Origin of the sequence: Massilia sp. DD77 (genome assembly GCF_036961685.1) — a bacterium.
Lineage (GTDB): Bacteria > Pseudomonadota > Gammaproteobacteria > Burkholderiales > Burkholderiaceae_D > Telluria.
Genome location: NZ_JBAMDH010000036.1, coordinates 22,511 through 46,129, shown reverse-complemented (window position 1 = coordinate 46,129; position 23,619 = coordinate 22,511). Strand labels below are relative to the sequence as shown.

The following is a 23,619-nucleotide window of genomic DNA, read 5'->3' as shown; positions in this document are numbered from 1 at the left end:
CATTCCCTGCCCGGCCGCCTGCGCCGCCGGGCGATCACTGTTCCAGACTGGAGAGCACATGAAGCGTGTGACTGGCATCGGCGGCATCTTTTTCCATGCAAAAGATCCTGTGGCGATGCGCGCCTGGTACCAGCGTCACCTGGGCATCCCGGTGCTGGAATGGGGCGGCGCCGCCTTCACCTGGACCGACGAGGCGGGCCGGCCGACCGGCGGCACCACCATCTGGTCGGTAGCGGCGCGCACCGAGGACAGCAACTTCGCCCCGGACAAGAACTTCATGATCAACTACCGCGTCGACGACCTGGCCGCCCTGCTCCAGGCCCTGCGCGACGAGGGCTGCAATGTTGTCGACCGGACCGACGACTCCGAGTACGGCAAGTTCGGCTGGGTCATCGATCCGGAGGGGAACAAGGTCGAACTCTGGCAGCCGCCTCCGGGCCAGTAAGGCGCTGAGCGCGTCTATAGCGGCCGGTCCGGCCTGGCGTCCGCGAAGGAGCGCGGGATGGCCCCGATCTGCTGCAGCACGCCGAGGCGGTCGGCCTGCAGCCAGGCATGGACGATGCGCCCTGCCCGCAACTGGTAGATCACGTGTCCTTCCTGGATGACGTCGGCATTGGTCGGCGCCAGGCCGGCGAAACGGCCGCGGTGCGTGGCGCGGAAGGTCCAGCGCGCCGCCACCCGGTCGCCTTCGCCGAACAGGTCGTGGATCTCGAAGCGCACGCCGGGAAAGCCGGTCAGCACCGCTTCGATGCCGGCGCGGAATTCCCGCGGTCCCCGTTCGCCGCGCGCGCCAACGAAGTCCGGCGCGACCAGGCTGTCCAGCCGGTCCAGCTCGCGTGTGTTGATGCAGTCCTCGTAGAGGGCGCGGATCAGCCGCTTGTTGGCCTCGACGCTCGTCGGTTCCATGCTCATCGTTTTCTCCAGGGCTTGTCAATCGATGTCGAGGAGTGTAGAACCTCAACTTAAGTTGAGGTCAAGAGGAAAGCATGGCGAAAATCGATCCGGACGATCTCGGCAAGCTGCTGAGCGTGGGCGAAGTGGCCCGGCGCAGCGGCGTGGCGGTCTCGGCGCTGCACTTCTACGAATCCAAGGGCCTGATCCGCAGCGTGCGCAGCGCCGGCCAGCAGCGCCGCTACGGGCGCGACGTGCTGCGCCGGGTGGCAGTGATCAAGGTCGCCCAGCGCATCGGCATCTCGCTGGCCTCGATCAGCACCGCCCTCGCCTCGCTGCCCGAGGGACGCACGCCGACCGCCGGCGACTGGGCGCGCATGTCCAGCCTGTGGCGCCACGAGCTGGACGAACGCATCCTGCAGCTGACGCGCCTGCGCGACCAGCTGGACGGCTGCATCGGCTGCGGCTGCCTGTCGATCGAGGCTTGCAGGCTGCGCAATCCGCTGGATACGCTGTCGGACCAGGGCAGCGGCCCGCGGCTCTTGTGATGCTGCAGCCGCGCGAGGTCGATGGCGCCAGGCTGGCGCTACGGGTGGTGCACTTCAAGGAGATCGTGGCCTGGCCGCGCAAGGTACTCGCCGCCATGCCGGAGCCACACGTAAAAAGCGAAGCGCACGAGGAAGGGCCGCGAAAACGCCTCATGGGGCTGCCGGCGCGCCCAATGCCTGCAAGCGCTCCACCGCGTTCGTATTTTTCGGATTGAGCGACAGCGAACGCCGGTAGTGTTCGATCGCTTCGGCCCGCTGCCCCGCCTTCGCCAATGCTTCACCGAGGCTGTCGTGGAGATTGGCGTCCTTCGGATGCATTTGCGTACCGAAGCGGAAGACCGCCACCGATTCCGCCAGCATTCCACCGTGTAGCAATTCATAACCCCATCCGTTGATGTCGTGGGGTTCGAGCTTGAACGTGGCCCCTTGCGCCTGCAGTTCTTCGTAAATCATCATCGCTTTATCGAAGCCTCGCGCCGCGAGTTGCCCGGCGAAGTTTTCGCGCGTGGGCGCCACGCCGCTGCCGCGCCGGACCTCGACCGACACCGTGTGTCTTGGCACGCCGTTTGCTGCTGGCTTGTTCGCAACAAAGGCACGCGCCGCCATGTCGTCTTTCAGATAGCCATCGAGGAAGCGGTGCACGTACTGCGCCATCACGCCGTATGCCTGCGTGACTTCGGCGCGCGAGTACTCGCCGAACTCGCTATCCCGCGCCAGGCGCAGTCCGTGCGAGGAAAAGTCCTGATGCCTCATCGCATGCAAGGTGACGACGGCCATGTCGGCATAGGTCATGCTGTTCAGCAGGCTGTAGGCCGTGCTGTTTTTCTTCCGGTTCAATTCCTCGATGGTCGCGGGTCGCCGGCCCACATACAGCATGGGTAGCGCCAGCCTGGCCGGCGTCACGTAAGGGATCGCTTCCTTGCCCCCGTCGACCATTTGCGGGAAATAGCGTACCGAGCCATCCAGGCTGACGAGCGCCTTGATACGGTCATCCTTTGCAGCGGCCACCACGTTGGCGAGCCCGCCCCAGCTGAAGCCTGCCACGGCGAGCCGGCTGAGGTCCGCATTGCGCATCCTGCTCGCCTGGTCGATCAGCCAGCCGATATCCGACGCCTGCGTTTCGAGTCCTTCCACGTCCACCGTCATCGCGCGCTGGCGCGCCCCCTGCGACGCGCTGGAGAGCACGATGTAGCCGTGGCTGGCGAGGTATTCGCACAGGTCGGCGTTTTCGGCGGCCGTGGCGCTGTAGCCCGGCGCGTAGATCACGACAGGGAAGGTGCCGGCCTTCGCAGGGGCGTCGCGCACCGCCCACATCGGGCGCGTCAGGGCCTGCGCCCCCGCCGGCCAGCCCTCCGTTTGCTCGGCCAACTCCGTGTCCGTTATGCGATTCACGGTGGCCGCATCGCGTGTCAAGTCCGCCTCGGTGGCCGCGGTGGCGTAGTAGTCGCGGAAGCTCACCTGCTTGCCGCCGCGCGCCGCCGGATACCAGACGAGCGCCTGCATCGGCCGCGCCCGTTCACCGCTGGTTCCCTTGCCGGTAACGAGGGAGACACGCGTCTTGTACACGCGGGAATAGTCATACTGCTGCTTGACCTGCATGCCTACGGCATGGGGGCCAGGCTGAAGCGGAAAAGTAAATACATCGGCGGCACGCGCGGATGTCGCAAGGAAGAAGACGACGAGGAGGCAGTGGCGCATGGCGGGACCGGAAGTGATGGGAATGGTTGTCAGTATAGAAAAACGACCGTAGCGGAAGTCTCTCGAATGATCACCATACCCTTCCGGCCCGGGCGATGCATGGCAGGCGCGTCCGCAGCGAAGCGCGCCCGCCGGGCTAGGGTCTTAGGCTCTTAGTACACTTCCGGATTCGGATCGGTACGCTCCAGTTCGAGCGAAGCCGCCAGCAGGCCCAGGCGCGCCACCACGCCGTAGACGTAGAAGCGGTTCGGCGCCGCCGTGCCCGGCTTGGCCTTGAGGTCGGGCACCGCATGCTGCTGGGCGAAGGCCAGCGGCACGTACTGCGAGCCCGGCGCGTTCAGGTTCTGGTCGATGCCGCGCTCGGCGTGCACGCGGTAGAAGCCGCCCACCACGTAGCGGTCGATCATCATCACCACCGGCTCGGCCACCGCGTCGTTGATGCTCTCGAAGGTCGGCACGCCTTCCTGGATGATCATGTCGGTGACGGCGACGCCGTCCTTGATGACCGACATCTTGCTGCGCTGGGCCGGACTCAGGTCGCGCACCTCGCTCGCGTCCTTCACGGTCAGGATGCCCATGCCATAGGTGCCGGCGTCGGGTTTCAGGATCACGAAGGGCTTCTGCTCCTTCATGCCGTATTCCTTGTACTTCTTCTTGATCTTCGAGAGCAGCATCGAGACATTGTCGGCCAGCTCCTCGGTGCCGACATTCTCCTGCAGGTCGACCTCGCCGCAGGTGGCGTGCAGCGGGTTCACCATCCACGGATCGATGTCGATCAGCTTGCCGAACTTCTTGGCCACCTCGTCGAAAGCCTTCAGGTGATTGCTCTTGCGGCGCAGCGCCCAGCCGGCGTGCAGCGGCGGCAGCAGCGACTGCTCGTGCAGGTTCTCCAGGATGGGCGGGATGCCGGCCGAGAGGTCGTTGTTGAGCAGAATGGTGCAGGGGTCGAAATCGGCCAGGCCCAGGCGGCGGCCGTTGGGCGAGCGCACCAGGGGTTCGATCACCAGCATGTTCCCGTCCGGCAGCGCCAGCGGGGTCGGCTCGGTGATCTCCGGCGACAGCGAGCCGAAGCGCACGTGCAGGCCGGTCTGGCGGAAGATCTGCATCAGGCGCGCCACGTTCTGCAGGTAGAGCGGGTTGCGCGTGTTGGTTTCCGGGATCAGGAGCAGGTTGCGTGCGTCCGGACAATACTTGTCGATCGCGGCCATCGCGGCCTGCACCGTCAGCGGCAGCATCTCGGTTGCCAGGTTATTAAAGCCGCCCGGAAACAGATTGGTGTCCACCGGCGCCAGCTTGTAGCCCGCATTGCGCAGGTCGACCGAGCAATAGAACGGCGGCGTATGCTCCTGCCACTCGAGGCGGAACCAGCGCTCGATGGCGGGGGTGGCCTCGAGGATTTTCTTTTCCAGATCGAGCAAGGGGCCGGTTTGGGCGGTGACGAGGTGCGGAACCATGAAAGTGGACGTCCTTACAATGCGCTGCAATGAATTGTGGCTACCGATGTGGGGGCAGACGAACCAGTTGCAAGGCCGCACGTTGCAAAAAAGCAAAAAGGCGCCCGCAGGCGCCTTTTGGATACCGCCGCGCGGATATCAGGAATGGTACGCCGATTCGCCGTGGCTGGTAATGTCCAGACCCTCGCGTTCCTGGTCTTCCGGCACACGCAGGCCGATCACGACGTCCACCAGCTTGAAGGCGACGAAGGACACCAGCGCCGACCACACGATCGTGATGCCGACGGCCTGGGCTTGCACCCACACCTGGTTCGCGATCGAGAAGTCCGGCGACGCCTTGTTGGCGACATAGTCCCAGATGCCCTGCCCGCCCAGCTGCGGCGATGCGAACACGCCGGTCAGCAGTGCGCCCAGGATGCCGCCCACGCCGTGCACGCCGAACACGTCCAGCGAGTCGTCGGCGCCCAGCAGGCGCTTCAGGCCAGTCACGCCCCACAGGCAGATGATACCAGCCAGCAAGCCGATGACCAAGGCGCCCATCGGGCCGACGAAGCCGCAGGCCGGGGTAATGGCCACCAGGCCGGACACGGCGCCCGAGGCGGCGCCCAGCATCGACGGACGCTTCTTGACGAACCATTCGCCGATCACCCAGGACACGGTGGCGCAGGCGGTCGCCAGCAGGGTGTTGATGAAGGCCAGGGCGGCGATGTCGCCCGCTTCCAGGGCCGAGCCGGCGTTGAAGCCGAACCAGCCCACCCACAGCAGCGAGGCGCCGATCATGGTCATGGTCAGCGAGTGCGGGGCCATGGATTCGCGGCCGTAGCCGATGCGCTTGCCGATCACATAGGCGCCGACCAGGCCGGCTACCGCCGCGTTGATGTGGACCACGGTGCCGCCCGCGAAGTCGAGCGCGCCCTTCTGCCACAGGTAGCCGGCGGCGTCGGTGACGCTGGCCAGGGTGGTGGCGTCGGTGATCGCGTCGGGACCGGCCCAGAACCAGACCATGTGGGCGATCGGCAGGTAGCCGAAGGTGAAGAACAGGACGGTGAACAGCATCACGGCCGAGAAGCGCACGCGCTCGGCGAAGGCGCCGACGATCAGCGCGCAGGTGATGGCGGCGAAGGTGCCCTGGAAGGCGACGAAGATGAACTCGGGGATCATCGTCTCCTTGCTGAAGGTGGCGGCCATCGAGAAGCTGCCGGCCGCGGCGTCGTAGATGCCGTTCAGCAGGGCGCGGTCGAAGCCGCCGATGAAGGGGGTGCCGCCCTGGGTGAAGGCCAGCGAGTAGCCGTACACGCACCACAGCACGATGATCAGCGAGAAGATGGTGAAGACCTGCATCAGGATCGACAGCATGTTCTTGGCGCGCACCAGGCCGCCGTAGAACAGGGCCAGGCCCGGGATCGACATCATGATCACCAGCAAGGTGGCGACGAACATCCAGGCGGTGTCGCCCTTGTTGACGGCGGGCGCGGCCCAGGCCGGGAGCGCGGCGCCAAGGCCGAGGCCGGCGGCCAGGAGGGAAGGAAGGATTCGCTTCATGGGAGTGTCCTTTTACAGTGCTTCGTTGCCGGTTTCGCCGGTACGGATACGGATGACCTGGTTGAGGTCGGCGACGAAGATCTTGCCGTCGCCGATCTTGCCGGTGCGCGCCGCGTTCTGGATGGCGTCGATGACCTGGTCGACCACGGCGTCGTCCACCGCCGCCTCGATCTTGATCTTCGGCAGGAAGTCGACCACGTACTCGGCGCCGCGATAGAGCTCGGTATGCCCCTTCTGGCGGCCGAATCCCTTCACTTCGGTCACCGTCATGCCTTGGACGTTGATTTCCGACAGCGCTTCGCGCACCTCGTCGAGCTTGAAGGGCTTGATGATGGCAGTAATCATTTTCATGGCTTGGCCTCGTGTGCGGTCAGAAGGTTTTCGACAGGCTCAGCACCGCGGCCGACTTGCCGAGGTTCTTGCCTTGCGGGCTCAGGTAGGCGTCGGTATTGGCCTTGATCCAGGCCAGCGACAGGCTCGCCACGCCCAGGTCCTTGGTCACGCCGACCTTGTAGTCGGTGTACGAGAAGGCGCTGTTGTTCTCGACGCGCTGGCGGCCGACGTGCAGGTTGACGATGAAACCGTTGCCGGCGTCGATGTCGGCGCCCACGTCCAGGTAGCCGCTACGCTTGCTGTCGGCGGTGCCGAACAGGTTGGTGGTCGAGTGCGAGTACTTGACGTAGGCCGGGCCGAAGCCCAGGCGGCCATAGAGCTCGAAGGTGTTGGCGCGTGGATTCAGGCCGTTGTCCGGGTAGAAGTAGTACAGGCCGCCCACGTCGTAGCTGACATCGGCCGTCAGCTGGCCGCGCTTGCCGCCGTAGATATCCCATTCGATGTCGCCGTCGCCGCCCAGGTCCTTGGTCCACTTGATGGTGGACAGCCAGGTGCCGACGTACCAGCCGGTCGGGCCGTGCACGTAGTCGACGCCGCCCTGCAGGGCCGGGTCGAGGCGGGTCTGCGACAGGCCGCGGTAGCGGTAGTCGCTGGTGATGGCCGCGTTATAGCTCACCTGATGTTCGGCGGGTTGTTCCTGCGCGAAGACCGGGACGCCGGTGAAAGCCAGGACGGCCAGGCCGACTGCCGCTGCGCATTGCTTGATGGTGCACTTCATGACAAACCCCCTCAGTTTGAACGGTTGCTGCCGTTGCGGTTTACAATTCTGTTATTGCTGCATTCACCCTGGATTTAGCAGGATGCGTGCCAGCTCGTAAACCGTGGGAAACAGGCTTGTTTTTCCGGCCATACCCCCCACATCCGAACTGAACCACCCCGATCGTCCGCACCACGCGCGAGCGCAGCGGCGATGCGGAGTCCGACGCGCACCAAATCAGGCTGCCGCGCACCGTTGTGGTGCGCCCAGCCCGGCCTTACCAAGGAACCCCAGGATATGAATACTTTCTTCAACGACTTGCAGGGCAAGATCAACCAGGCGCTGGAAAGCGGACCGGCCAAGGACATCGAGCGCAACGTCAAGGCGGTGATGACCCAGGGCTTCGCCAAGCTCGACCTGGTCACCCGCGAAGAGTTCGATATCCAGGCCCAGGTGCTGGCCAAGACGCGCGCCAAGCTCGAAGCGCTCGAACTGCGCGTGGTGGAGCTGGAAACACGCCTGGCAAGCCAGTCCGCATCTGCGCCTGCCGCGGCTCACACCGAGACGCCGCACATCATCACCCCGCCGAACCTCGACAAGCCGTAACACGTGCCTCCGGCATTCATGCATGAGCGAAAGGCGAACATGAATGCGAAAGACAAGGTGGACGGCACGCTGGCGCCGCAGGACGTATCGCTGGACGTGCTGCGCGAGAAATACGCCAAGGGCGAGGAAGCCGGGATCGCCGACGTGCGCGCCCGCGTGGCGCGCGCCCTGGCCCTGCTCGAACCGGCGCCGAAGCGCGCCGAACTCGAACGGCGCTTCCTGTGGGCCCAGGAACAGGGCTTCGTGCCCGCCGGCCGGATCAACTCCGCCGCCGGCATGCGGCTCCAGGCCACCCTGATCAACTGCTTCGTCCAGCCGGTGGGCGATTCCATCTCCGGCGTCGACGGCGGCCTGCCCGGCATCTACACCGCCCTGTCGGAAGCCGCCGAGACCATGCGCCGCGGCGGCGGCGTGGGCTACGACTTCAGCGCCATCCGCCCCATGGGCAGCAAGGTCAAGGGCACCGCCTCGCGCGCCTCCGGTCCGGTCTCCTACATGGAAGTGTTCGACGCCTCCTGCCGCACGGTGGAATCGGCCGGCGCCCGGCGCGGCGCCCAGATGGGCGTGCTGCGCATCGACCATCCCGACATCGAACGCTTCATCGCCGCCAAGGACCTGGGCGCGCTCACCAATTTCAACATCTCGGTCGGCGTGACGGACGCCTTCATGCGCGCCGTCGAGGAAGACGCCGGCTTCGCGCTGGTGCACCGCGCCGAGCCGGGCGACGAGGACATGGCGGCGGGCGCGCACCGGCGCGAGGACGGCCTGTGGGTCTACCGCGAAGTGCGCGCCCGCACCCTGTGGGAGCAGGTGATGCTCTCCACTTACGACCATGCCGAGCCCGGCGTGCTGTTCATCGACCGCATGAACGCCGAGAACAACCTCTGGTACTGCGAAGAGCTGGGCGCCACCAATCCCTGCGGCGAGCAGCCCCTGCCCGCCTACGGCTGCTGCGACCTCGGCTCGCTCAACCTGACCTGCTTCGTCGACCACCCCTTCTCCGATAACGCCACAGTCGACTTCGCACGCCTGCGCGACGTGGCCGCGGTCGCCGTGCGCATGCTCGACCTGGTGCTGGACGCCACCGAATGGCCCCTGCCCCAGCAGGCCGCCGAATCGCGCGCCAAGCGCCGCATCGGCCTGGGCTTCCTGGGCCTGGGCAGCGCGCTGGTGATGCTGGGCCTGCGCTACGACGCCGACGAAGGACGCGCCATGGCCTCGCGCATCGCCGAGACCATGCGTGACGCCGCCTATGCGGCTTCGATCGAGCTGGCGCGCGAAAAAGGCGCCTTCCCGCTGTTCGACGCCGACCACTACCTGCGCGGGCAGTTCGTGGGCCGCCTGCCGCAGGTGCTGCTGGACGCGATCCGCGTGCACGGCATCCGCAATTCGCACCTGCTGTCGATCGCGCCCACCGGCACCATCTCGCTGGCCTTCGCCGACAACGCCTCGAACGGCATCGAGCCGCCCTATGCCTGGACCTACCAGCGCAAGAAGCGCACCGCCGACGGCGGCACGCGCAGCTACGAGGTGCTCGACCACGCCTGGCGCCTGTACCGCCAGCTCGGACACGATCCTGACGCCGGCCTGCCGCCCCAGTTCGTGACCGCGCTCGAGATGCGCGCCATCGACCACCTGCGCATGGTGGAGGCGGTCCAGCCTTTCGTCGACACCGCGATCTCCAAGACCGTCAACGTGCCCGAGGACTATCCCTACGAGGACTTCCGCGAGCTGTACAGCCAGGCCTGGCATGCGGGCCTGAAGGGGCTGGCCACCTACCGTCCCAATACGGTGCTGGGCAGCGTGCTGTCCACGTCCACGCCTTCCTCACCCTCGCTTCCCGTGGCGCAGCCCGCGCGCACCGATCCGGACGACGATCCCCTGCTCAAGCGCTTCGAGCGCCGTCCACTGGGCGAGCTGGAGTCGGTCACTTCCAAGATCGAGTACTCGACCCAGGAAGGCCGCAAGAGCGCCTACCTGACGGTGAGCTTCATCCGCGCCGAGGGCCGCCTGGAAGGCCGGCCGGCGACCATCGAGCGGCCCTTCGAGTTCTTCATGCCCGGCAACCAGCGCACCGGCGGCCACCAGTGGATCACGGCCTCGATGCGCCTGCTTTCGATGGTGGCGCGCGCCGGCGGGCCGATCGCCAAGGCCCTGGCCGACATGCGCGAAGTGGTGTGGGAAAAAGGTCCGGTGCGCTGCGGCCACCTGACGCGCGAGGACGGCGTCCAGGTGCCGGTCTACCATGACTCGGAAGTGGCGGCGATCGCCTTCATGCTGCAGCGGATCCTGATCCGGCGCGGCTTCCTGGACGCCTACGGCAACCAGGTGCCGGTGGCGGAACTGGCGCGCGCGTTTTCCGAGCGCGGCGGCGCGCCGCTGCCCGAGGTCGAGCCGCAACCGCCCACCGCGGGCGGCGCCCTGCCCGTCCCTTCCGGGGCCAAGTGCCCGGAGTGCGGCGCGCGCGCCCTGCGCAAGGTCGACGGCTGTACCCGCTGCGACGAGTGCCACTACGTGGGCGAGTGCGGCTGACTCTCATAGCGGCCCAGTCCTGCCGGGCGCTTATACTAGGCGGATGAGCTACCTCGCCCTCAAACACCTGCATATGAGCTTCGCCGTCCTGAGCGGCGGTTTTTTCCTGATCCGTGGACTGTGGATGCTGTCGGGCTCCGCGCTGCTCCAGCGGCGCTGGGTGCGGATCGCCCCGCATGTGGTCGACACCCTGCTGCTGGCCAGCGCCATCGGCCTGGCGCTCTGGAGCCGCCAGTATCCCTTCGCCGCGCCCTGGCTGACGGCCAAGGTGCTGGCGCTGTTCGCCTACATCGTGCTGGGCACCATCGCCCTCAAGCGCGGCCGCACGCCGCAAGTGCGCCTGGCGGCCTTCATCGCGGCGCTGGCCTGCTTCTTCTATATCGTGGCGGTCGCCGTCACCAAAACCCCCCTGGTCATCGGCTAGGCGCGGCCAGCGGCGCGCGTGGACGCGCCAGTCGTTCGCGCAGGCGCAGCCCCGGCCGCTCCACCGCCAGGTAGAGCAGCGCCGCCACCGCCAGCGCGGCGCCGCCGTAGCAAGCCAGGGCCAGCAAGGCGGATTGCGCGAGCCGGGCGCCCGCCACCTCCTCGACCAGGTGGAACACCGCCTTGTGGGTCAGGTAGAGGCTGAAGGCAAGCGTCGCCATCAGGCGCACGCCAGGCAACGCGATGCGCCCCGGCAGGATCCGGGGGCTGGCCATGCCGACCAGCACCGCCGCCAGGCCGATGGACAGCAGGGGGAAACCGATCACCGCCCCCGCTTCGCTGACGAATCCCTCGAACAGGCGCGCCGCCGCGGCGACGACGGCCAAGCCGCCGCCCAGGAAGGCCCAGGCGCGCGCCGCCATCCAGTCCCACCACGCCGGCCGGTGGATACGGATCGCGGCCAGCGTGGCGCCCGCCAGGAGGCCGTCCAGCCGGGCCCAGGTCGGGTTGTAGACATGCTCGACATAGCGCAGGAAGAACCAGTCCTCGCCTTCGCCCACGTGCAGGTAGGGCGCGACCTGTGTGCGCCAGGCCCAGGCGCGCAGCGCAATCCCGGCGAGCAGCAGCGCCAGCGCGCACAGCGCCGATTTGCGCAGGCTCGGGCGGCGCGCCAGCACCACGACCGCCAGCGGCAGCAGCAGGTAGAAATGCTCTTCCACGCACAGCGACCAGGCGTGGGAAAAGGCGCGGTTGCGGAAGTAGTCCGGGAACAGATTGGCGCTGAAGCTCAGGAACTGCCACGCGGGCTGCATGCCGGGGCTCTCGCGCCAGCTCGGGAGCCACAGGTAGAGCGCCAGCACGGCCAGGTAGGCCGGCAGCACGCGCAGGCCGCGCCGCAGCAGGTAGCCGCCCCAGTCCACGCCGCCTCGCGAAGCGCGGGCCGCCAGCACCTGCCCGCCGACCAGGAAACCGCTCAGGACGAAGAACAGGTCGACGCCCATCCATCCCAGCTCGACCAGGGGCCTGAGGACGGGACCGAAACTCGGCCCATGGCTGGCGAGGTGGTAGGCCATGACCCAGAGGATGGCCAGGGCGCGCAGGAGGTCGAGCCCGGGAAGACGCTGATGATTCACGAATACGGAAGAGCGGTAAGGGGAAGGTGAGGAATGCGCGCGTCAGCGCTGCTGCAATTGCGCCAGGCGCGCCATGATCTCTTGGCGCCGGCGCCGTTCCAGGGCCGGCCTTGCGCCCAGGGCCGACTGGTAGGCGGCGATGGCGCGTGGGTTGTCGTTCTGCGCCTGGTACACCTCGGCCAGGGAAGCGAAGACGTAGGGCTTGGGCCCGATGGCCACGGCGCGTTCGAGGTAGAAGGCGGCGTCGGCCAGTTTGTCCCGGGCGCGCGCCACCTGCGCCAGCCCGTAGCTGCCGGACTCGCTCGACGGAATGCGCCGGTGCAGTTCGGCGTACAGGCGGGCGCTGTCGGCGAAGCGCTGCGCATCCAGGTGCGCTTCCGCCAGCCTGGACAGCAGGTCGCGGTGCACCCTGGTGACCAGTTCGTATTTGCCGAGATCGGCGGCGAGTACGTATTCTTCCGCATCCTGCGGGCGCTCTTCGCTGTGCGCGCACAACGCCAGCATCAGGCGCGTGAGGTCGGGGTCGGTGCGGTTGACTTCCAGCGCCAGCTCGCGCGCGCGGATCGTGCTCCCGCCCAGGAAGAAGGGCGCGCGCAGGTAGAAGCGCACCAGCGACACGCGGGCGCGGTAGTTGGTGGGATCGAGCAGCACGGCGCGCTCGTAGGCGTCGCGCTGCGCGCGCGTGTTGCCGAGCGAAGCGGCCATCCAGCCGCTGGCCTGCGCTTCCAGCGCCCTGCCCAGGGCTTCGGCGCAGGTGCTGCTGGTGGGATTCGCGGCGACGCAGCGCTCGGCCGCGGCCTTGGCTTCCGGGACGCGGCCGGCCGCATCCTGCGCGACGACCAGGTCGACCATGCCGGCCAGGGCGGGCGCATCGCCCGGATCGGCGGCCAGCCGCTCGGCGATGACGCGCGCAGCATCCGGAAAGCGTTTCTGTTGGACGAGCTGGGTGATGGGGTGCACGGGCGCGGCGCGGGCGTCCCACAGCACGCCGCTCGCAATCAAGGCTGCGCCGCACCACGGCCTGATGGTCGCGAGCATGGAGTTCCTTTTAAGATCTAGAAATCCTCACATGAAAGTGTTTGTTAGTCAACAATTCGAATGCGAAGTTAACAAGCCTGGCAGTATTGCCATCTCATCGGCAAGGCTGGACAATACGCGTTCTGCCCACCACGGAGACTGGAATGGAAACGAGCACCGAAGCGCAGGACCCGCAGGACAGCAGGGGACAGGCCTCCGCCGCGCAACTGATCGACCGCCGCATCGGGGAACTGAACGACTGGCGCGGCGCCACCCTGGCGCGGGTCCGCCGCCTGGTGCTGGACGCCCTGCCGGGCGTGGTCGAAGAGTGGAAGTGGAGCGTGCCGGTGTGGTCGCACGGCGGCATCCTGTGCACCGGCGAAGCCTACAAGAAGGCGGTCAAGCTGACCTTCCCCAAGGGCGCCGCGCTGGAAGATCCGAACGGCCTGTTCAACTCCAGCCTGGAGGGCAATGTGCGGCGCGCCATCGACATTCCCGAGGGCGGCGCCATCGACGAAGAGGCCTTCAAGACGCTCGTTCGCGCCGCCGCGGCGCAGAACGCGGCTTCAGGCAGCAAGCGCAAGAAGGCGTGATGCGGCTGGCGGCCCTTGGAGGCGCGGCCCCCCGTCTTTGCGCAGAGCGGCGATAATCCCACTTCACGCCCTTACGCCTCCCAACCCTTATGAACGATTTCGACAAGCTTCCCCTGGAGTTCTTCCAGGACTATCCGGAACCGGGCGTCAATTTCATTGACGTCGGCTGCATCTTCGACAACCCCGTCCACTGGCGCCTCGCCATCGACACCCTGCACGCGAAGACCGAGGACCTGCACTTCGACTTCATCCTCGCCATGGATGCACGCGGTTTCATGATCGCCGGCGCGCTGGCCTACGAGCGCCAGGTCGGCTTCGCCATGGCGCGCAAGGCCGGCAAACTGCCCGGCAAGGCGATCCAGATCGACTACCGGCGCGAGTATGGGAGCGCGACGATCGAGATCCAGCCCGAACGCATCAAGGGCGAGCGTGTGCTGATCGTCGACGACGTACTCGCCACCGGCGGCACCATCGAAGCGGCGGCGCAGCTGCTGCGCCAGGTGGGCAAGGAAGTCGTGGGCGCGGCGGCCCTGTTCGATATCGCTTTCTTCAAGGACAGGCGTGCGCTCACGATGCCGGTCGTGACCCTGCGCGACGTTTAACGCCTCCTGCTCATTTCCCTTAGGCGACCATTGCCCATGAACACAAGCAGGTTGCTCTTCGCAGGCTCACTCACCCTCACCCTCACCCTCACCCTGCTCGGCACGGCCGTGCCCAGCCAGGCCCAGGTCGCCGCAAGCGCGGGCGATGCCCGCCCGGCTATCCTGCGCGCGCTCGACGGCAGCTGGCGCATGGCGGGCGACGTGCGGGGCAAGCCGGTGACCTACGCGATGACCGCCGCCCCCGCCCTGAACGGGACCTTCACGGAGATGCGGATGAAGGATGTGCAGGTGCCCGCCAGGTACGAAGCGGTCGTCTTCATCGGCGTCGATCCGGCGAGCCAGGCCGTGATCGCCCACTGGATCGACAGCTTCGGGCCGAAGCATTCGATCCCCCACGCCACGGGGCGGATCGCCGGCAACACCATCCAGCTGCTCTTCCCCTACCAGGGCGGCGACTTCCGCAATGCGCTGAGCTATGATCCGGACACCGCTTCCTGGACCTTCGTCCTCGAATCCGCACAGCCTGACGGTTCCTGGAAGCATTTCGCGCGCTACGAAGTCAGGCGCAACTGAGCGCTGCGCACCCTTGGGTGCGCTCAACAGGCGAAGCCGAAGGCGGTGCGACCATCCTGCGAGTCATCCACTTGCCAGGAAACCCATGAGTCTCGCCGTGTTACGTAGCCGCGCACTGGCCGGCATGGACGCCCCTGCCGTCAGCGTCGAAGTCCATCTCGCCAACGGGCTTCCCGGCATGACCATCGTCGGCCTGCCTGACGCCGAAGTGCGCGAGGCCAAGGACCGCGTACGCGCGGCCTTGCAGAACTCCGGCTTCGAGGTGCCTGCGCGGCGCATCACCGTCAACCTGGCGCCGGCCGACCTGCCCAAGGAGTCGGGCCGCTTCGACCTGCCGATCGCGCTCGGCATCCTGGCCGCCTCGCGCCAGATCCGCGCCGAGCAGCTCGAGCGCTTCGAATTCGCGGGTGAACTGTCGCTGTCGGGCGAGCTGCGTCCGGTACGCGGCGCCCTGGCCATGGCCTTCGCCATGCACCGCCAGCGCGACGGCCTCGCCGGCGCCGGCGCCTTCATCCTCCCCCACGCGAACGCGGACGAGGCGGCGCTGGTGGAAGACGCGGCGGTCTACCCGGCGCGCACCCTGCTCGAGGTCTGCGCACATTTTTCCCACCTGCCGGATGCGCCCAGGCTGGCCCGCCACCGGCGCGAGCGGCTGCCGGCCGCGCCGCTGTATCCGGACTTTGCCGAGGTTAAGGGACAGCAGCAGGCCAAGCGCGTGCTGGAGGTGGCGGCCGCGGGCTGCCATTCGGTCCTGCTGGTCGGGCCGCCCGGCGCGGGCAAGAGCATGCTGGCGGCGCGTTTTCCCGGCCTGCTGCCCCCGATGAGCGACGACGAGGCCCTGGAGTCGGCCGCGGTGCAGTCGCTGGCCGGCGGCTTCTCGCACGAGCGCTGGCGCCGCCGGCCCTTCCGCAGTCCCCACCACACCACCTCGGGCGTGGCCCTGGTCGGCGGCGGCAACCTGCCGCGTCCCGGTGAGGTCTCGCTGGCCCACCACGGCGTGCTGTTCCTCGACGAGCTGCCGGAATTCGACCGCCGCGTGCTGGAGGTGTTGCGTGAGCCGCTGGAGTCGGGTCACATCACGATTTCGCGCGCGGCCCACCAGGCCGACTTCCCGGCGCGCTTCCATCCGTTCTGAAAGGTACTCACAGTGATCTGACTAAAACTACCGTAAGATCAACAAGATTTCTGTACTCACACATTATCGCCCGAGAAGTCGCGTTTCTCTTGCTCCGCTGGTGATTGTCGGATCAGGCCAGGTCCTAGCGGTATTGACCATATCAAGCAATCCGTCTAAGAACGCCTAACAAAACCCGCTAGTTGCTCTGTAGGAAACAGCCGGGTACACTGAGCCGTGCTGACCGTCCGCAATCGGCCAAAAGCAGACACTTAGCGGTAGTGCAGTCTCCACCCAACACTTACTTAGACACAGATAAATGGCGACCTTACGGAGAATGGCGGAACAGGTGAGGTATTGCATGAAACCGACAATGGGCGCGATGTAAATCGTCTTGCAGCAAACCTAGCGGCAACAAATACCGCCATGTCTTTTTGGATTTCATATTGCGAAGCACACCAGAAGCCTTTTGCCTAAGAACTCATGCGTAACGCTGCACACAGCAATTAGGGGCAAGGCCCGCACTAGGAATTGCGTCGGGACATCAGCTCGACGTTCCCCATTAGTGAGCATGGTGTGCAGGGCCGACTCTTCGAACCTCGCCGCAGGCAAGTACGCAGCGGCTAGGTCGGCGCACCGCGGCGAGCCGTGCTCGGCTATTGCCTGCAGCATGCGAGCTGGTTCGCGGCCGCGTGCCCGCACGCCGTGGTTGGTTATGTTTAGGGGCGGCGAATACACCAGGCCAGCCAAGGTATCGGATGAGACTCGCATGGCCCCCTTCGGGTCGGGGAAGCGACGTGTAGCGATGACGCATCGGCCGATGCGTCTGTAGCCCCAGCACGCTCGCAGCAGGCGCTGCCAGCGCACAGGAACTGCAGGCAGTCGAACGGCGGCTTCGGTCGCTAGGGCTGCACACCACCTCTACGGGGTCGACGCCCTCCGTCACTCGTCACTCGTCACCCGTCACCGGCGCAGCTGCCTGCTCTACACACTGCCTTTGTCGGGTTTTCCGCGCAGGCAGCCACTCCGTGCGCCGGGAAGCGTTCATCGTGCCAATGCGTGCTTCGAACTGGACGTTCGCCGTCTCACAGGGCGGCTTCCTGCGCTCTCGCTTCGTCAGCGGAGAGCCTCACTCCCTCGCTGCGCGTAGTCTACGGTTCCAGCTCCATCGTGCGCGTGGGCGCGCACCGGCCCTTGGACAGGGCCTCGATGAACCTGGCTTCTCCGACGCTACGGCAACCCGCTCTGGGGGCGGGTGCGCCCTCGCGTCAGGCCAGGCGCCGGCCTGGGCCGCCCGCCGTCCTGCGGTGGCGGCTCCAACCCATCCCCGCCCTTCCCAGGAAGGAGAGCGAGTCGCCCTCTGCCGCCAGCGGTGCATGCCACTTCGTCCGCATGCACCGCCTACGGCGAGCGGTGAGCGTTGCACCGCTGCGTCAAGGCCGAGCCCTTCGGTGGCCGTTGGCCAGCCTGGACACGGCGCTCACCGCGAACAGCGCTACTCCATCATAGGCAGCCGAAGAACGCGGACGACCTCTTCGGGACTAATTTTGCTGCAGCGAACCATGTGTTCGCAGTAGTCGCCGACGGTCTGGATGACCAACTTGCCTTGCGCCATCTCTTTGAGAAGGTGCTTGTCAGCGACATCTTTGATGTCGCCGTCAACGATGTCGAACTGGTTGGCCTTGAAGTCGGAAGCCGGGTTAGCCTTCAACTCTCGCCCGAAGCGGGCATCAAGGGACAGCGACGCCTCAGGCACGCCGAACACCTCGGCCAGATGCCGCAACGAGTGCTGGCGAACAACCTCTTCCGAAGGAACTGCGGTCGGGGGTTTTTTCACTTTGAACCACATCCGCAGCTCCCTCCTGACGAAGTTGCATCCCATGCAGCCTTGCCAATGACTCCCCAGTTGTAGAAACCGTCTAAGACAAGCGCGCCTGTGGCAGTTGCACCAAGCGCAACGCCTCCAGCGGTGCGGCCAAACGTCCGGAGTTCACGAATACCGAGCCGGCTCGACCAACGACTCATCTGGCTCGTGTAAGGGTTCAGCTCCCCCTTCGGCACCCCAAGACCTCGAAGCTCGCCTGGTGTCTTAGGCATGGTTCCGACCGCCCCCGCACTGACGAGGACGGCCAAGTTCGCCGCAGTGCTGGAACGGTTCTCCTCGACCTGCCTAGCGAACTGGTCGAAGTCGAAGCATGGACTAGAGCCACCACCGCCGCCACCAGACGCTTGCAGCCCATTCGGGTCCACGAAGCTCAGCGGATTGCCATTGACGTAGGCATACGTGTTGATGCCGCCTTCGAGACCGATAGGGTCAGATTGCACATAACGTCCAGTCTGTGCGTCGTAATCGCGAAAATAGTTATACCAAAGCTGCGTATCATCATTGTAATATTGACCAGGAAATCCAACGTTCATTCCGCTTATAGAGTCTACTACTACGGAACGGCCAAAGGCATCATTTTTCGCACGCCAGACAACGGTTCCCGATGAATCTGTCATTACTTCGGGACGGCCAAGTTGATCATTGTGCGATGCGTAGAAAGTCCCATTTCTCTTAATGCCAAGCAATTCCCCTTCAAGCCAGATGTACGCAGTAGGAGTAGGCCCATGCTCATATAACAGCTTACCATTTTCGTCATATATCCATGCTTTAGAACCATTAGAAACGCGTTGTTGGAGCGCATTGTAATTATATGTTGTTGTGACCCCACCCAACGTAACGGTCTTCAAGCGGTTAAAACCGTCGTACGTGTAATTGCGCAGCGAATCATTAGAAACATTTCCACGCGCCGTATAACTGTAAATACGATTGATTTGACCGCTCATACTGGCCAAGCGATTGCTCGACTCATCAATCACTAAACTCGTGTTCACACCGGCTCGCGTATGAATATAACGATTGCCAGATTTGTCCAGCGCAAATGATTGATCGTCCCAAGAACGCTGCACGGAGGTGAGGCGGTCAATAACATCATAGCCAAACACTTGGCTCTGGGCCGAATAAACATTGTCGAGAATAGAAGCGATTGTGTCTAAATTTGGAGTATACGCAATCGCCATATTATGAATCGACTTGCTTCTAATGCTTGTCACTCTTCCGTCAGCATCGAGAGAATTAATGCGCGGTATATTGTTGCCAAACATTACAGCATAAGGCTTTCCAGTGGCTGGTTGACGGTATATAGGATTAGTAATTGTGTGCCAGCCAGTGATGTTGCTATAAACCCCGGAAGCTAAACCGCGGCTACTACTATAAAAAATGTTTGTACCATCCGGATAAGTTATACTTTCAGGGAATCCAGCGGTATCGCTGGTCCCGTAGGTCCAATCCAGCTTATAGGTCCCGCCAGGAGCGACGGAAAGTGTAGTCGACTGACTCAGCTTTTCACCAAAAATATTGTAAATGAAGGACGTCGATCCAGACGAGTCAATAAGGCCAGTAAGCCTTCCTTTGCCGTAAGCTCCAGCATCATAAGACTTTGTTTCGGTTATCGCACCCACAGTCCTTGTAGTGTTCCGCCCCAACGCATCATAACCGTAGCTAATAGTTGAACCATCTGTAAATGTTGTGCTCAGTAATCTTCCCGCACTATCGTAAATATTCGTAGTAGTTCCTGTACTCGGACTCGTTTCAGTCAACCGGTCACCAAATGCGTTATAAGTATACTGAGTAACCACATTACGCGGATCCGTGACAATCCACAACTGGCCCTCAGGGTTATACTTAAAATTGGTGACTCCTCCATCCGGAGCAGTCACGTGAGTAACTCGGTTAAACTCATCGTATTCATATGTGGTAACTCGGCCACCCATATCTGTTTTTGAGATAATATTGCCATTTCCATCGTATGAATAGTCAACTCGCTGACCATTGTTCCCGTAAATTTTCCAGTCACGGCCAAGGCTGTCTTGCTGGGTTTGCTTTACGAATTCGCCGACATATCCTGTTACTGGATAAGGGGAACCCTCTGTGGCTGAGTGTCGATCTGATTTCACCCACTTCGTCCTGTTTGCTACATCTTGAGCAGTTAAAGGCATCGTTACATATTCGTTCCAAACGTTTCCAATTTGCGTAAGGCGTCCAGAAGAGTTGTAGGTAAATTTTACCTCCTGATAAGTAGGGTATGTGACGTTAGTAATAGCTCCATGTCCATTATAGGTGAACGTTGTTTTGCGACCGTTAGATGTTGAAGAAGTAATCTTTCCCGAGTTGTCATACACATAAGAGGTAGTTAGCCCGTTCGGATCGACTTCTTTTTGCGGTTGGCCGCGAGCATTATGATTTGAGTAAGTCGTTAGATGCCCCAAAGCGTTTTGAACACTCGTAAGATTGCCAATCGAATCATAGCTATATGTAGTCTTAGCGGTGCCAGCAGGCAAAACTACACTGACAGTTTTTGTCGCGATGAGACCGCTTGCATGAAATGTAAACGAATAGTTTGTGCGGCGAGTTTCATTTCGGATTAAGTCATGGTGAATCTCTGCAGATGGATGCCCTGGAACTCCCGACCCATAAAGTAATTCAAGTTTGTAAAAATCCTGTCCATTACTGTTCTTTGTCGTTTTTGTGGAGAGGTCTGTGCCGTTCCATGTGTATACATTAGTTTGCTGATTTGGCGTTCCTGCAGCAACAATCTCGGTATCTTTCAATCCACCGTATGAGTAGGTAGTAATGGTTTGAACTCCATTCCAATCCGTTTTCGTGGTTGGGTAATTGCTGCCACCATATACCAAATTTTTATTAGTCGCGCTACAGCTGCTGGTCGATTGCCGTTCGGTACTGGTAAGGCGTTTGAAGTTGCCCTGAGACTCAAAATTATATCGTGTAACCTGTCCGCGCTGATCTGTAACCTCAGTGTATAGAGGCGATGAGCTATAAACGATGTCCTGGAACTCTTCATTATTGTCATAGCCGGTGTGTATAACACGCTTGCTAATATCATAGGCATACCTTGTCTTGCGTACCCCATCAACCGAGAATCCGGTTAAGAGTTGGTTGTCCGAAGGGTCTTCATAAAAATACTCCTTCACGCCACTTGTTCCATACGGAGGAGTAACTTTTCTGAGGTTTCCGCTTGGGTAATAGTCATAAGTCCAAGTATTATTGCTAGCATCTGTAATGCTAGTCACCCGACCATTTGTGTAAGCTTGACTCCACGTGAAATTTAGACTTTTCCCATTTCGCCCGGTCACGGTCTTGAGTTGAGGAGCCACAGAAGCGGGGTCATACGTAAAAGTATAAAGGCGAGAGCCAGCCTCATCAATAGACATTAAGCGCTTCGTTTGCGGACTATAGTTATAGGCTCGTGAGCCTACAATCATGCTGTAGTTTCCTGTCCCTTGTGTCTGAACATACCCAGCTAGGCTATTCCCACCATAAAACCCTACTGGGAAATACATAGGATATGTCGCATAGACATACTGATATGTCGAGCCGCCCGGAATTTCAATGTTGATGTAATCGGGCATACAACCCATGAATGAATAGCCAGACCTCGTACTGCAAGTTGAGGAAAACTGCATTAGCGGGAAATCCCAAGAGGAATACCATCTTTGACCAAACATATTAGCTGGTCGTTCGGACGGTGACGATCGATAACTTCGGATTTGATTGAATGCACTCTGAGAAGCGTCCGTAAAGTCGCTCTCTTCGATAATCTTCTCTCCTGTCCCGTATATAACTGGAAGGCATCCAGTCGGGGAGCTTTCTTTATCATCGGACGGGCTATTAGTCAGGCCGGGTGGGCGGACTGCTGCTCTGTTGTTACGTCCGATGGTAATGCCGCTTGAATCTGGCCAATCTGTCGGATTTACCTTCATGGCATTTGGGCGGTAATCGTCTGGGTTATATTTAGGCGCACTCACATCGACCGACGGCATCTGAGCGAAAGCGGAGCTAACCGAAAATAACACTGTCGTGATTACGCTAAATTTGATTGCATTTTTCATATGCAAGGCCCTATTCTAATTCGATAATTTGCGTTTCAATTCGCGGCTCCTGCTTTGGTGCGTGGAAGAGTTCTTCTAGATAAAGAACTTTTTTACCATTGCGTTCTTCTGTCCTAATCACACATCCTCGAACAATGCCATCAGCGACATAAACAGTGGAGTCCATTTCCGCATCAATTTCTGCTACAGGTATACCTTCGCGTTCGAGGCGCCCTGATTTAAGGCTATAGTAGATGGGTGCTCGTTGGCCAAGGTCACTCCGAGAAAGAATAGCCAGATCTTCCTTATTCGAAATTGACAAATTTGCTTTTTTTCCATCCCCTCCCACAACCTTTACCCCACAAAGGTTTTTAGCACTTAAAGTAGTCGAGCAGAGCACTGTAATTACTGTTAAACAGATCAATCTATATCGCATAATCTCTCCTGTCTCGGCGTTATGCCGACCTCACGTTTTACAGCAGATACCCGCAATGAAGTCTCACAGATAATCACTTTCCTAGAGGAAATTTTATGAAGTTGGGCACTTCCGCGTCTCGGCGCTTAAAAGCTTAAAAAATAGTTAACTAAGCGGGAAACTAGTTGCGCTCGGCGAGCGCGGCGACGATGCTTTCGCGGTGCATCCAGCGCTGGGTGCGGGCGCTAAGCATCCGTCCGGGGCTCACCGCGCTAAGAAAGCTTAACAAACCGATTAATTGCTCTCGCGGCAACAGCCGGGCACACTGATCTGTACTGACTGTCTGCTTTCGGCCCTGGATTCAACTGGTGAACGCAAAACTCTAAAAGCGCTTAACAAAATCCGTTGCTTGTCCTGACGGCAACACCGTACACTGAGCCATTCTGCGCGTCAGCTTTCGGCCAAAAGCGGACGCTTGGTGCTACTCAAGAACTTTGAAAATCTGAAACGGTGGAAATGATGAGAGTGGTTGATCACGAGCCACAATGGTGGTTTTTGCTAGAAGAGGAAGGATCGCTCTTCCTAGATGCCAATTGCAATCACAGCGCCGTGGGTTACGACTTTCTGGTTGAGCTAAGCGCAGAAGAGCGCAGAGCGTACGAACACGAAGGACGAGAATTTATCAGTCGTTTAGCAACTGAGATCCAGGACACTGCGCCGATTGTCATTGGCAGCACTTCCCGGTTTAAAGGGCGGGACATATCACGCACTTACTCGGACAAGGTTACGAAAGCAGTCGCAAAATGGCGAGCCGACACCTAGCAGACTAAGGAAAGCCAGGCGTGCGAGAACTGAGCACGATGACCGCTTTGGGTCGTAAGCGGACGCTACGATAGGTCCGCAATCGGCTAGACACGGACATTGTCGGCGCGTGTTGTCATGTTTAAATTGCTTCCGTATCAGGAGAACACAATGGTCGGAAAATTCTTGAAGCGTGGTGCGATTGTTGATCTTATCAAGAGCGAAGAGCGAACGAACGCTATACGGAAGCGGAATGGTTTAACCATGCATCCTATACGAGCGACCGTCTGTGGGTGCCCTGATTCTAACTGTGGCGGCTGGCACGACATCATTACCGAACGCACGATCCCTACGGCGGAAAAGTGCACGTCAATCCTCAAGGAAGCAAAAGAAAAGAAGAAACAGGCGTAGAGAGGAAAGGTCCGCTTCGGGTCGTAAGCGGACGCTACAATAGGTCCGCAATCGGCCAGTAGCGGACATCTTGCCAGACAAAAACGAAAGTACAGACTCCAACAGCGTCGCGAACGAATTTAGTTTTCGCCACCAATTGATATTGGCGCTTTGGAAGATTTTCGAGCTTTAGCTTACAATGCACTCGACCGTTATGCCAATTATTGACTACTACGAGGTATGAAGAAACGTGTTGTGTTATCAAC

At 61.9% G+C, this 23,619-nt stretch carries 18 protein-coding genes and 2 pseudogenes; 9 read left to right on the top strand and 11 right to left on the bottom strand.

The window, feature by feature from the left end; all coding sequences use genetic code 11:
* Positions 1 to 58 precede the first annotated feature (58 nt).
* Complete coding sequence (locus V7778_RS20160) at positions 59 to 445, top strand: VOC family protein (protein ID WP_335558533.1); 387 nt, start codon at positions 59 to 61, stop codon at positions 443 to 445.
* A 14-nt stretch (positions 446 to 459) separates the two neighbouring features.
* Here V7778_RS20160 and V7778_RS20155 read toward each other — a convergent pair whose 3' ends face one another.
* The gene (locus V7778_RS20155; protein WP_335558531.1) at positions 460 to 912 is read right to left on the bottom strand and encodes an ester cyclase; all 453 of its coding nucleotides are present in this window, start codon (positions 910 to 912) and stop codon (positions 460 to 462) included.
* A gap of 74 nt (positions 913 to 986) precedes the next feature.
* Between V7778_RS20155 and soxR the strand changes: the two genes are divergently transcribed.
* On the top strand, positions 987 to 1,439 hold the full coding sequence (gene soxR, locus V7778_RS20150) for a redox-sensitive transcriptional activator SoxR (RefSeq protein ID WP_335558529.1): 453 nt from the start codon (positions 987 to 989) through the stop codon (positions 1,437 to 1,439).
* Between the two features lie 150 nt (positions 1,440 to 1,589).
* Here the strand turns inward: soxR and V7778_RS20145 are convergent, their stop codons facing one another.
* The 5 genes from V7778_RS20145 to V7778_RS20125 form a co-directional block, all read right to left on the bottom strand.
* A complete protein-coding gene (locus V7778_RS20145; RefSeq protein WP_335558527.1) occupies positions 1,590 to 3,137 on the bottom strand; it encodes a poly(ethylene terephthalate) hydrolase family protein in 1,548 nt (515 codons plus the stop codon).
* A 152-nt stretch (positions 3,138 to 3,289) separates the two neighbouring features.
* Positions 3,290 to 4,591 (bottom strand): glutamate--cysteine ligase, encoded by a 1,302-nt coding sequence (gene gshA, locus V7778_RS20140; protein WP_211521443.1) that lies wholly within the window; start codon positions 4,589 to 4,591, stop codon positions 3,290 to 3,292.
* Between the two features lie 138 nt (positions 4,592 to 4,729).
* Positions 4,730 to 6,133: an ammonium transporter gene (locus tag V7778_RS20135; RefSeq protein WP_335558524.1), complete on the bottom strand. Its 1,404-nt coding sequence runs from the start codon at positions 6,131 to 6,133 to the stop codon at positions 4,730 to 4,732.
* A gap of 12 nt (positions 6,134 to 6,145) precedes the next feature.
* Positions 6,146 to 6,484 carry a P-II family nitrogen regulator gene (gene glnK, locus V7778_RS20130; RefSeq protein ID WP_211521445.1) on the bottom strand — a complete coding sequence of 113 codons (339 nt, stop codon included), beginning with the start codon at positions 6,482 to 6,484 and terminating at the stop codon, positions 6,146 to 6,148.
* A 19-nt stretch (positions 6,485 to 6,503) separates the two neighbouring features.
* Entirely contained in the window at positions 6,504 to 7,244 is a 741-nt protein-coding gene (locus V7778_RS20125) for a TorF family putative porin (RefSeq protein ID WP_335558522.1), read from the bottom strand.
* A 276-nt stretch (positions 7,245 to 7,520) separates the two neighbouring features.
* On the opposite strand from V7778_RS20125, the pseudogene V7778_RS20120 reads away from it, so the two are divergent.
* The 3 genes and pseudogenes from V7778_RS20120 to V7778_RS20110 form a co-directional block, all read left to right on the top strand.
* A pseudogene (locus V7778_RS20120) lies at positions 7,521 to 7,742 on the top strand (accessory factor UbiK family protein); the annotation flags it as partial.
* A gap of 126 nt (positions 7,743 to 7,868) precedes the next feature.
* Positions 7,869 to 10,361, top strand: a complete 2,493-nt coding sequence (locus V7778_RS20115) for an adenosylcobalamin-dependent ribonucleoside-diphosphate reductase (RefSeq protein ID WP_335558518.1) — start codon at positions 7,869 to 7,871, stop codon at positions 10,359 to 10,361.
* Between the two features lie 43 nt (positions 10,362 to 10,404).
* Entirely contained in the window at positions 10,405 to 10,785 is a 381-nt protein-coding gene (locus V7778_RS20110; RefSeq protein WP_335558515.1) for a SirB2 family protein, read from the top strand.
* Here the strand turns inward: V7778_RS20110 and V7778_RS20105 are convergent.
* Both V7778_RS20105 and V7778_RS20100 read right to left on the bottom strand, forming a co-directional pair.
* On the bottom strand, positions 10,775 to 11,917 hold the full coding sequence (locus V7778_RS20105) for an acyltransferase family protein (protein ID WP_335558512.1): 1,143 nt from the start codon (positions 11,915 to 11,917) through the stop codon (positions 10,775 to 10,777). The two genes, V7778_RS20110 and V7778_RS20105, sit on opposite strands and share 11 nt — an antisense overlap.
* A gap of 42 nt (positions 11,918 to 11,959) precedes the next feature.
* A complete protein-coding gene (locus V7778_RS20100; protein ID WP_335558511.1) occupies positions 11,960 to 12,955 on the bottom strand; it encodes a tetratricopeptide repeat protein in 996 nt (331 codons plus the stop codon).
* 143 nt (positions 12,956 to 13,098) lie between these two features.
* Between V7778_RS20100 and V7778_RS20095 the strand changes: the two genes are divergently transcribed.
* The 4 genes and pseudogenes from V7778_RS20095 to V7778_RS20080 all read left to right on the top strand — a co-directional run.
* Positions 13,099 to 13,527 (top strand): DUF1801 domain-containing protein, encoded by a 429-nt coding sequence (locus V7778_RS20095; RefSeq protein ID WP_335558508.1) that lies wholly within the window; start codon positions 13,099 to 13,101, stop codon positions 13,525 to 13,527.
* Between the two features lie 89 nt (positions 13,528 to 13,616).
* Positions 13,617 to 14,129 carry an adenine phosphoribosyltransferase gene (locus tag V7778_RS20090; RefSeq protein WP_335558504.1) on the top strand — a complete coding sequence of 171 codons (513 nt, stop codon included), beginning with the start codon at positions 13,617 to 13,619 and terminating at the stop codon, positions 14,127 to 14,129.
* 36 nt (positions 14,130 to 14,165) lie between these two features.
* Entirely contained in the window at positions 14,166 to 14,702 is a 537-nt protein-coding gene (locus tag V7778_RS20085) for a hypothetical protein (RefSeq protein WP_335558503.1), read from the top strand.
* 85 nt (positions 14,703 to 14,787) lie between these two features.
* Positions 14,788 to 15,825 (top strand): annotated as a pseudogene (locus tag V7778_RS20080) (YifB family Mg chelatase-like AAA ATPase); the annotation flags it as partial.
* Between the two features lie 1,486 nt (positions 15,826 to 17,311).
* On the opposite strand, the gene V7778_RS20075 reads toward V7778_RS20080, so the two are convergent.
* The 3 genes from V7778_RS20075 to V7778_RS20065 are packed head-to-tail and all read right to left on the bottom strand — an operon-like array spanning position 17,312 to position 22,183.
* Positions 17,312 to 17,665, bottom strand: coding sequence for a hypothetical protein (locus V7778_RS20075; protein ID WP_335558501.1), 354 nt, complete (start codon positions 17,663 to 17,665; stop codon positions 17,312 to 17,314).
* Positions 17,650 to 21,768 carry an RHS repeat-associated core domain-containing protein gene (locus tag V7778_RS20070; RefSeq protein WP_335558499.1) on the bottom strand — a complete coding sequence of 1,373 codons (4,119 nt, stop codon included), beginning with the start codon at positions 21,766 to 21,768 and terminating at the stop codon, positions 17,650 to 17,652. Before V7778_RS20070 ends, V7778_RS20075 begins: the two co-directional genes overlap by 16 nt.
* A 10-nt stretch (positions 21,769 to 21,778) precedes the next feature.
* Positions 21,779 to 22,183 carry a hypothetical protein gene (locus V7778_RS20065; protein WP_335558497.1) on the bottom strand — a complete coding sequence of 135 codons (405 nt, stop codon included), beginning with the start codon at positions 22,181 to 22,183 and terminating at the stop codon, positions 21,779 to 21,781.
* Between the last annotated feature and the right edge of the window lie 1,436 nt (positions 22,184 to 23,619).

Bases quoted from the DNA above. Each gene is read 5' to 3' on its own strand.
- V7778_RS20090 (WP_335558504.1), top strand. From the start codon at position 13,617: ATGAACGATTTCGACAAGCTTCCCCTGGAGTTCTTCCAGGACTATCCG.
- gshA (WP_211521443.1), bottom strand. From the start codon at position 4,591: ATGGTTCCGCACCTCGTCACCGCCCAAACCGGCCCCTTGCTCGATCTG.
- V7778_RS20160 (WP_335558533.1), top strand. From the start codon at position 59: ATGAAGCGTGTGACTGGCATCGGCGGCATCTTTTTCCATGCAAAAGAT.
- V7778_RS20110 (WP_335558515.1), top strand. From the start codon at position 10,405: ATGAGCTACCTCGCCCTCAAACACCTGCATATGAGCTTCGCCGTCCTG.
- V7778_RS20145 (WP_335558527.1), bottom strand. From the start codon at position 3,137: ATGCGCCACTGCCTCCTCGTCGTCTTCTTCCTTGCGACATCCGCGCGT.
- V7778_RS20115 (WP_335558518.1), top strand. From the start codon at position 7,869: ATGAATGCGAAAGACAAGGTGGACGGCACGCTGGCGCCGCAGGACGTA.
- V7778_RS20065 (WP_335558497.1), bottom strand. From the start codon at position 22,183: ATGCGATATAGATTGATCTGTTTAACAGTAATTACAGTGCTCTGCTCG.
- V7778_RS20125 (WP_335558522.1), bottom strand. From the start codon at position 7,244: ATGAAGTGCACCATCAAGCAATGCGCAGCGGCAGTCGGCCTGGCCGTC.
- V7778_RS20085 (WP_335558503.1), top strand. From the start codon at position 14,166: ATGAACACAAGCAGGTTGCTCTTCGCAGGCTCACTCACCCTCACCCTC.
- V7778_RS20070 (WP_335558499.1), bottom strand. From the start codon at position 21,768: ATGAAAAATGCAATCAAATTTAGCGTAATCACGACAGTGTTATTTTCG.
- glnK (WP_211521445.1), bottom strand. From the start codon at position 6,484: ATGAAAATGATTACTGCCATCATCAAGCCCTTCAAGCTCGACGAGGTG.
- V7778_RS20155 (WP_335558531.1), bottom strand. From the start codon at position 912: ATGAGCATGGAACCGACGAGCGTCGAGGCCAACAAGCGGCTGATCCGC.
- V7778_RS20100 (WP_335558511.1), bottom strand. From the start codon at position 12,955: ATGCTCGCGACCATCAGGCCGTGGTGCGGCGCAGCCTTGATTGCGAGC.
- V7778_RS20135 (WP_335558524.1), bottom strand. From the start codon at position 6,133: ATGAAGCGAATCCTTCCTTCCCTCCTGGCCGCCGGCCTCGGCCTTGGC.
- soxR (WP_335558529.1), top strand. From the start codon at position 987: ATGGCGAAAATCGATCCGGACGATCTCGGCAAGCTGCTGAGCGTGGGC.
- V7778_RS20075 (WP_335558501.1), bottom strand. From the start codon at position 17,665: ATGTGGTTCAAAGTGAAAAAACCCCCGACCGCAGTTCCTTCGGAAGAG.
- V7778_RS20095 (WP_335558508.1), top strand. From the start codon at position 13,099: ATGGAAACGAGCACCGAAGCGCAGGACCCGCAGGACAGCAGGGGACAG.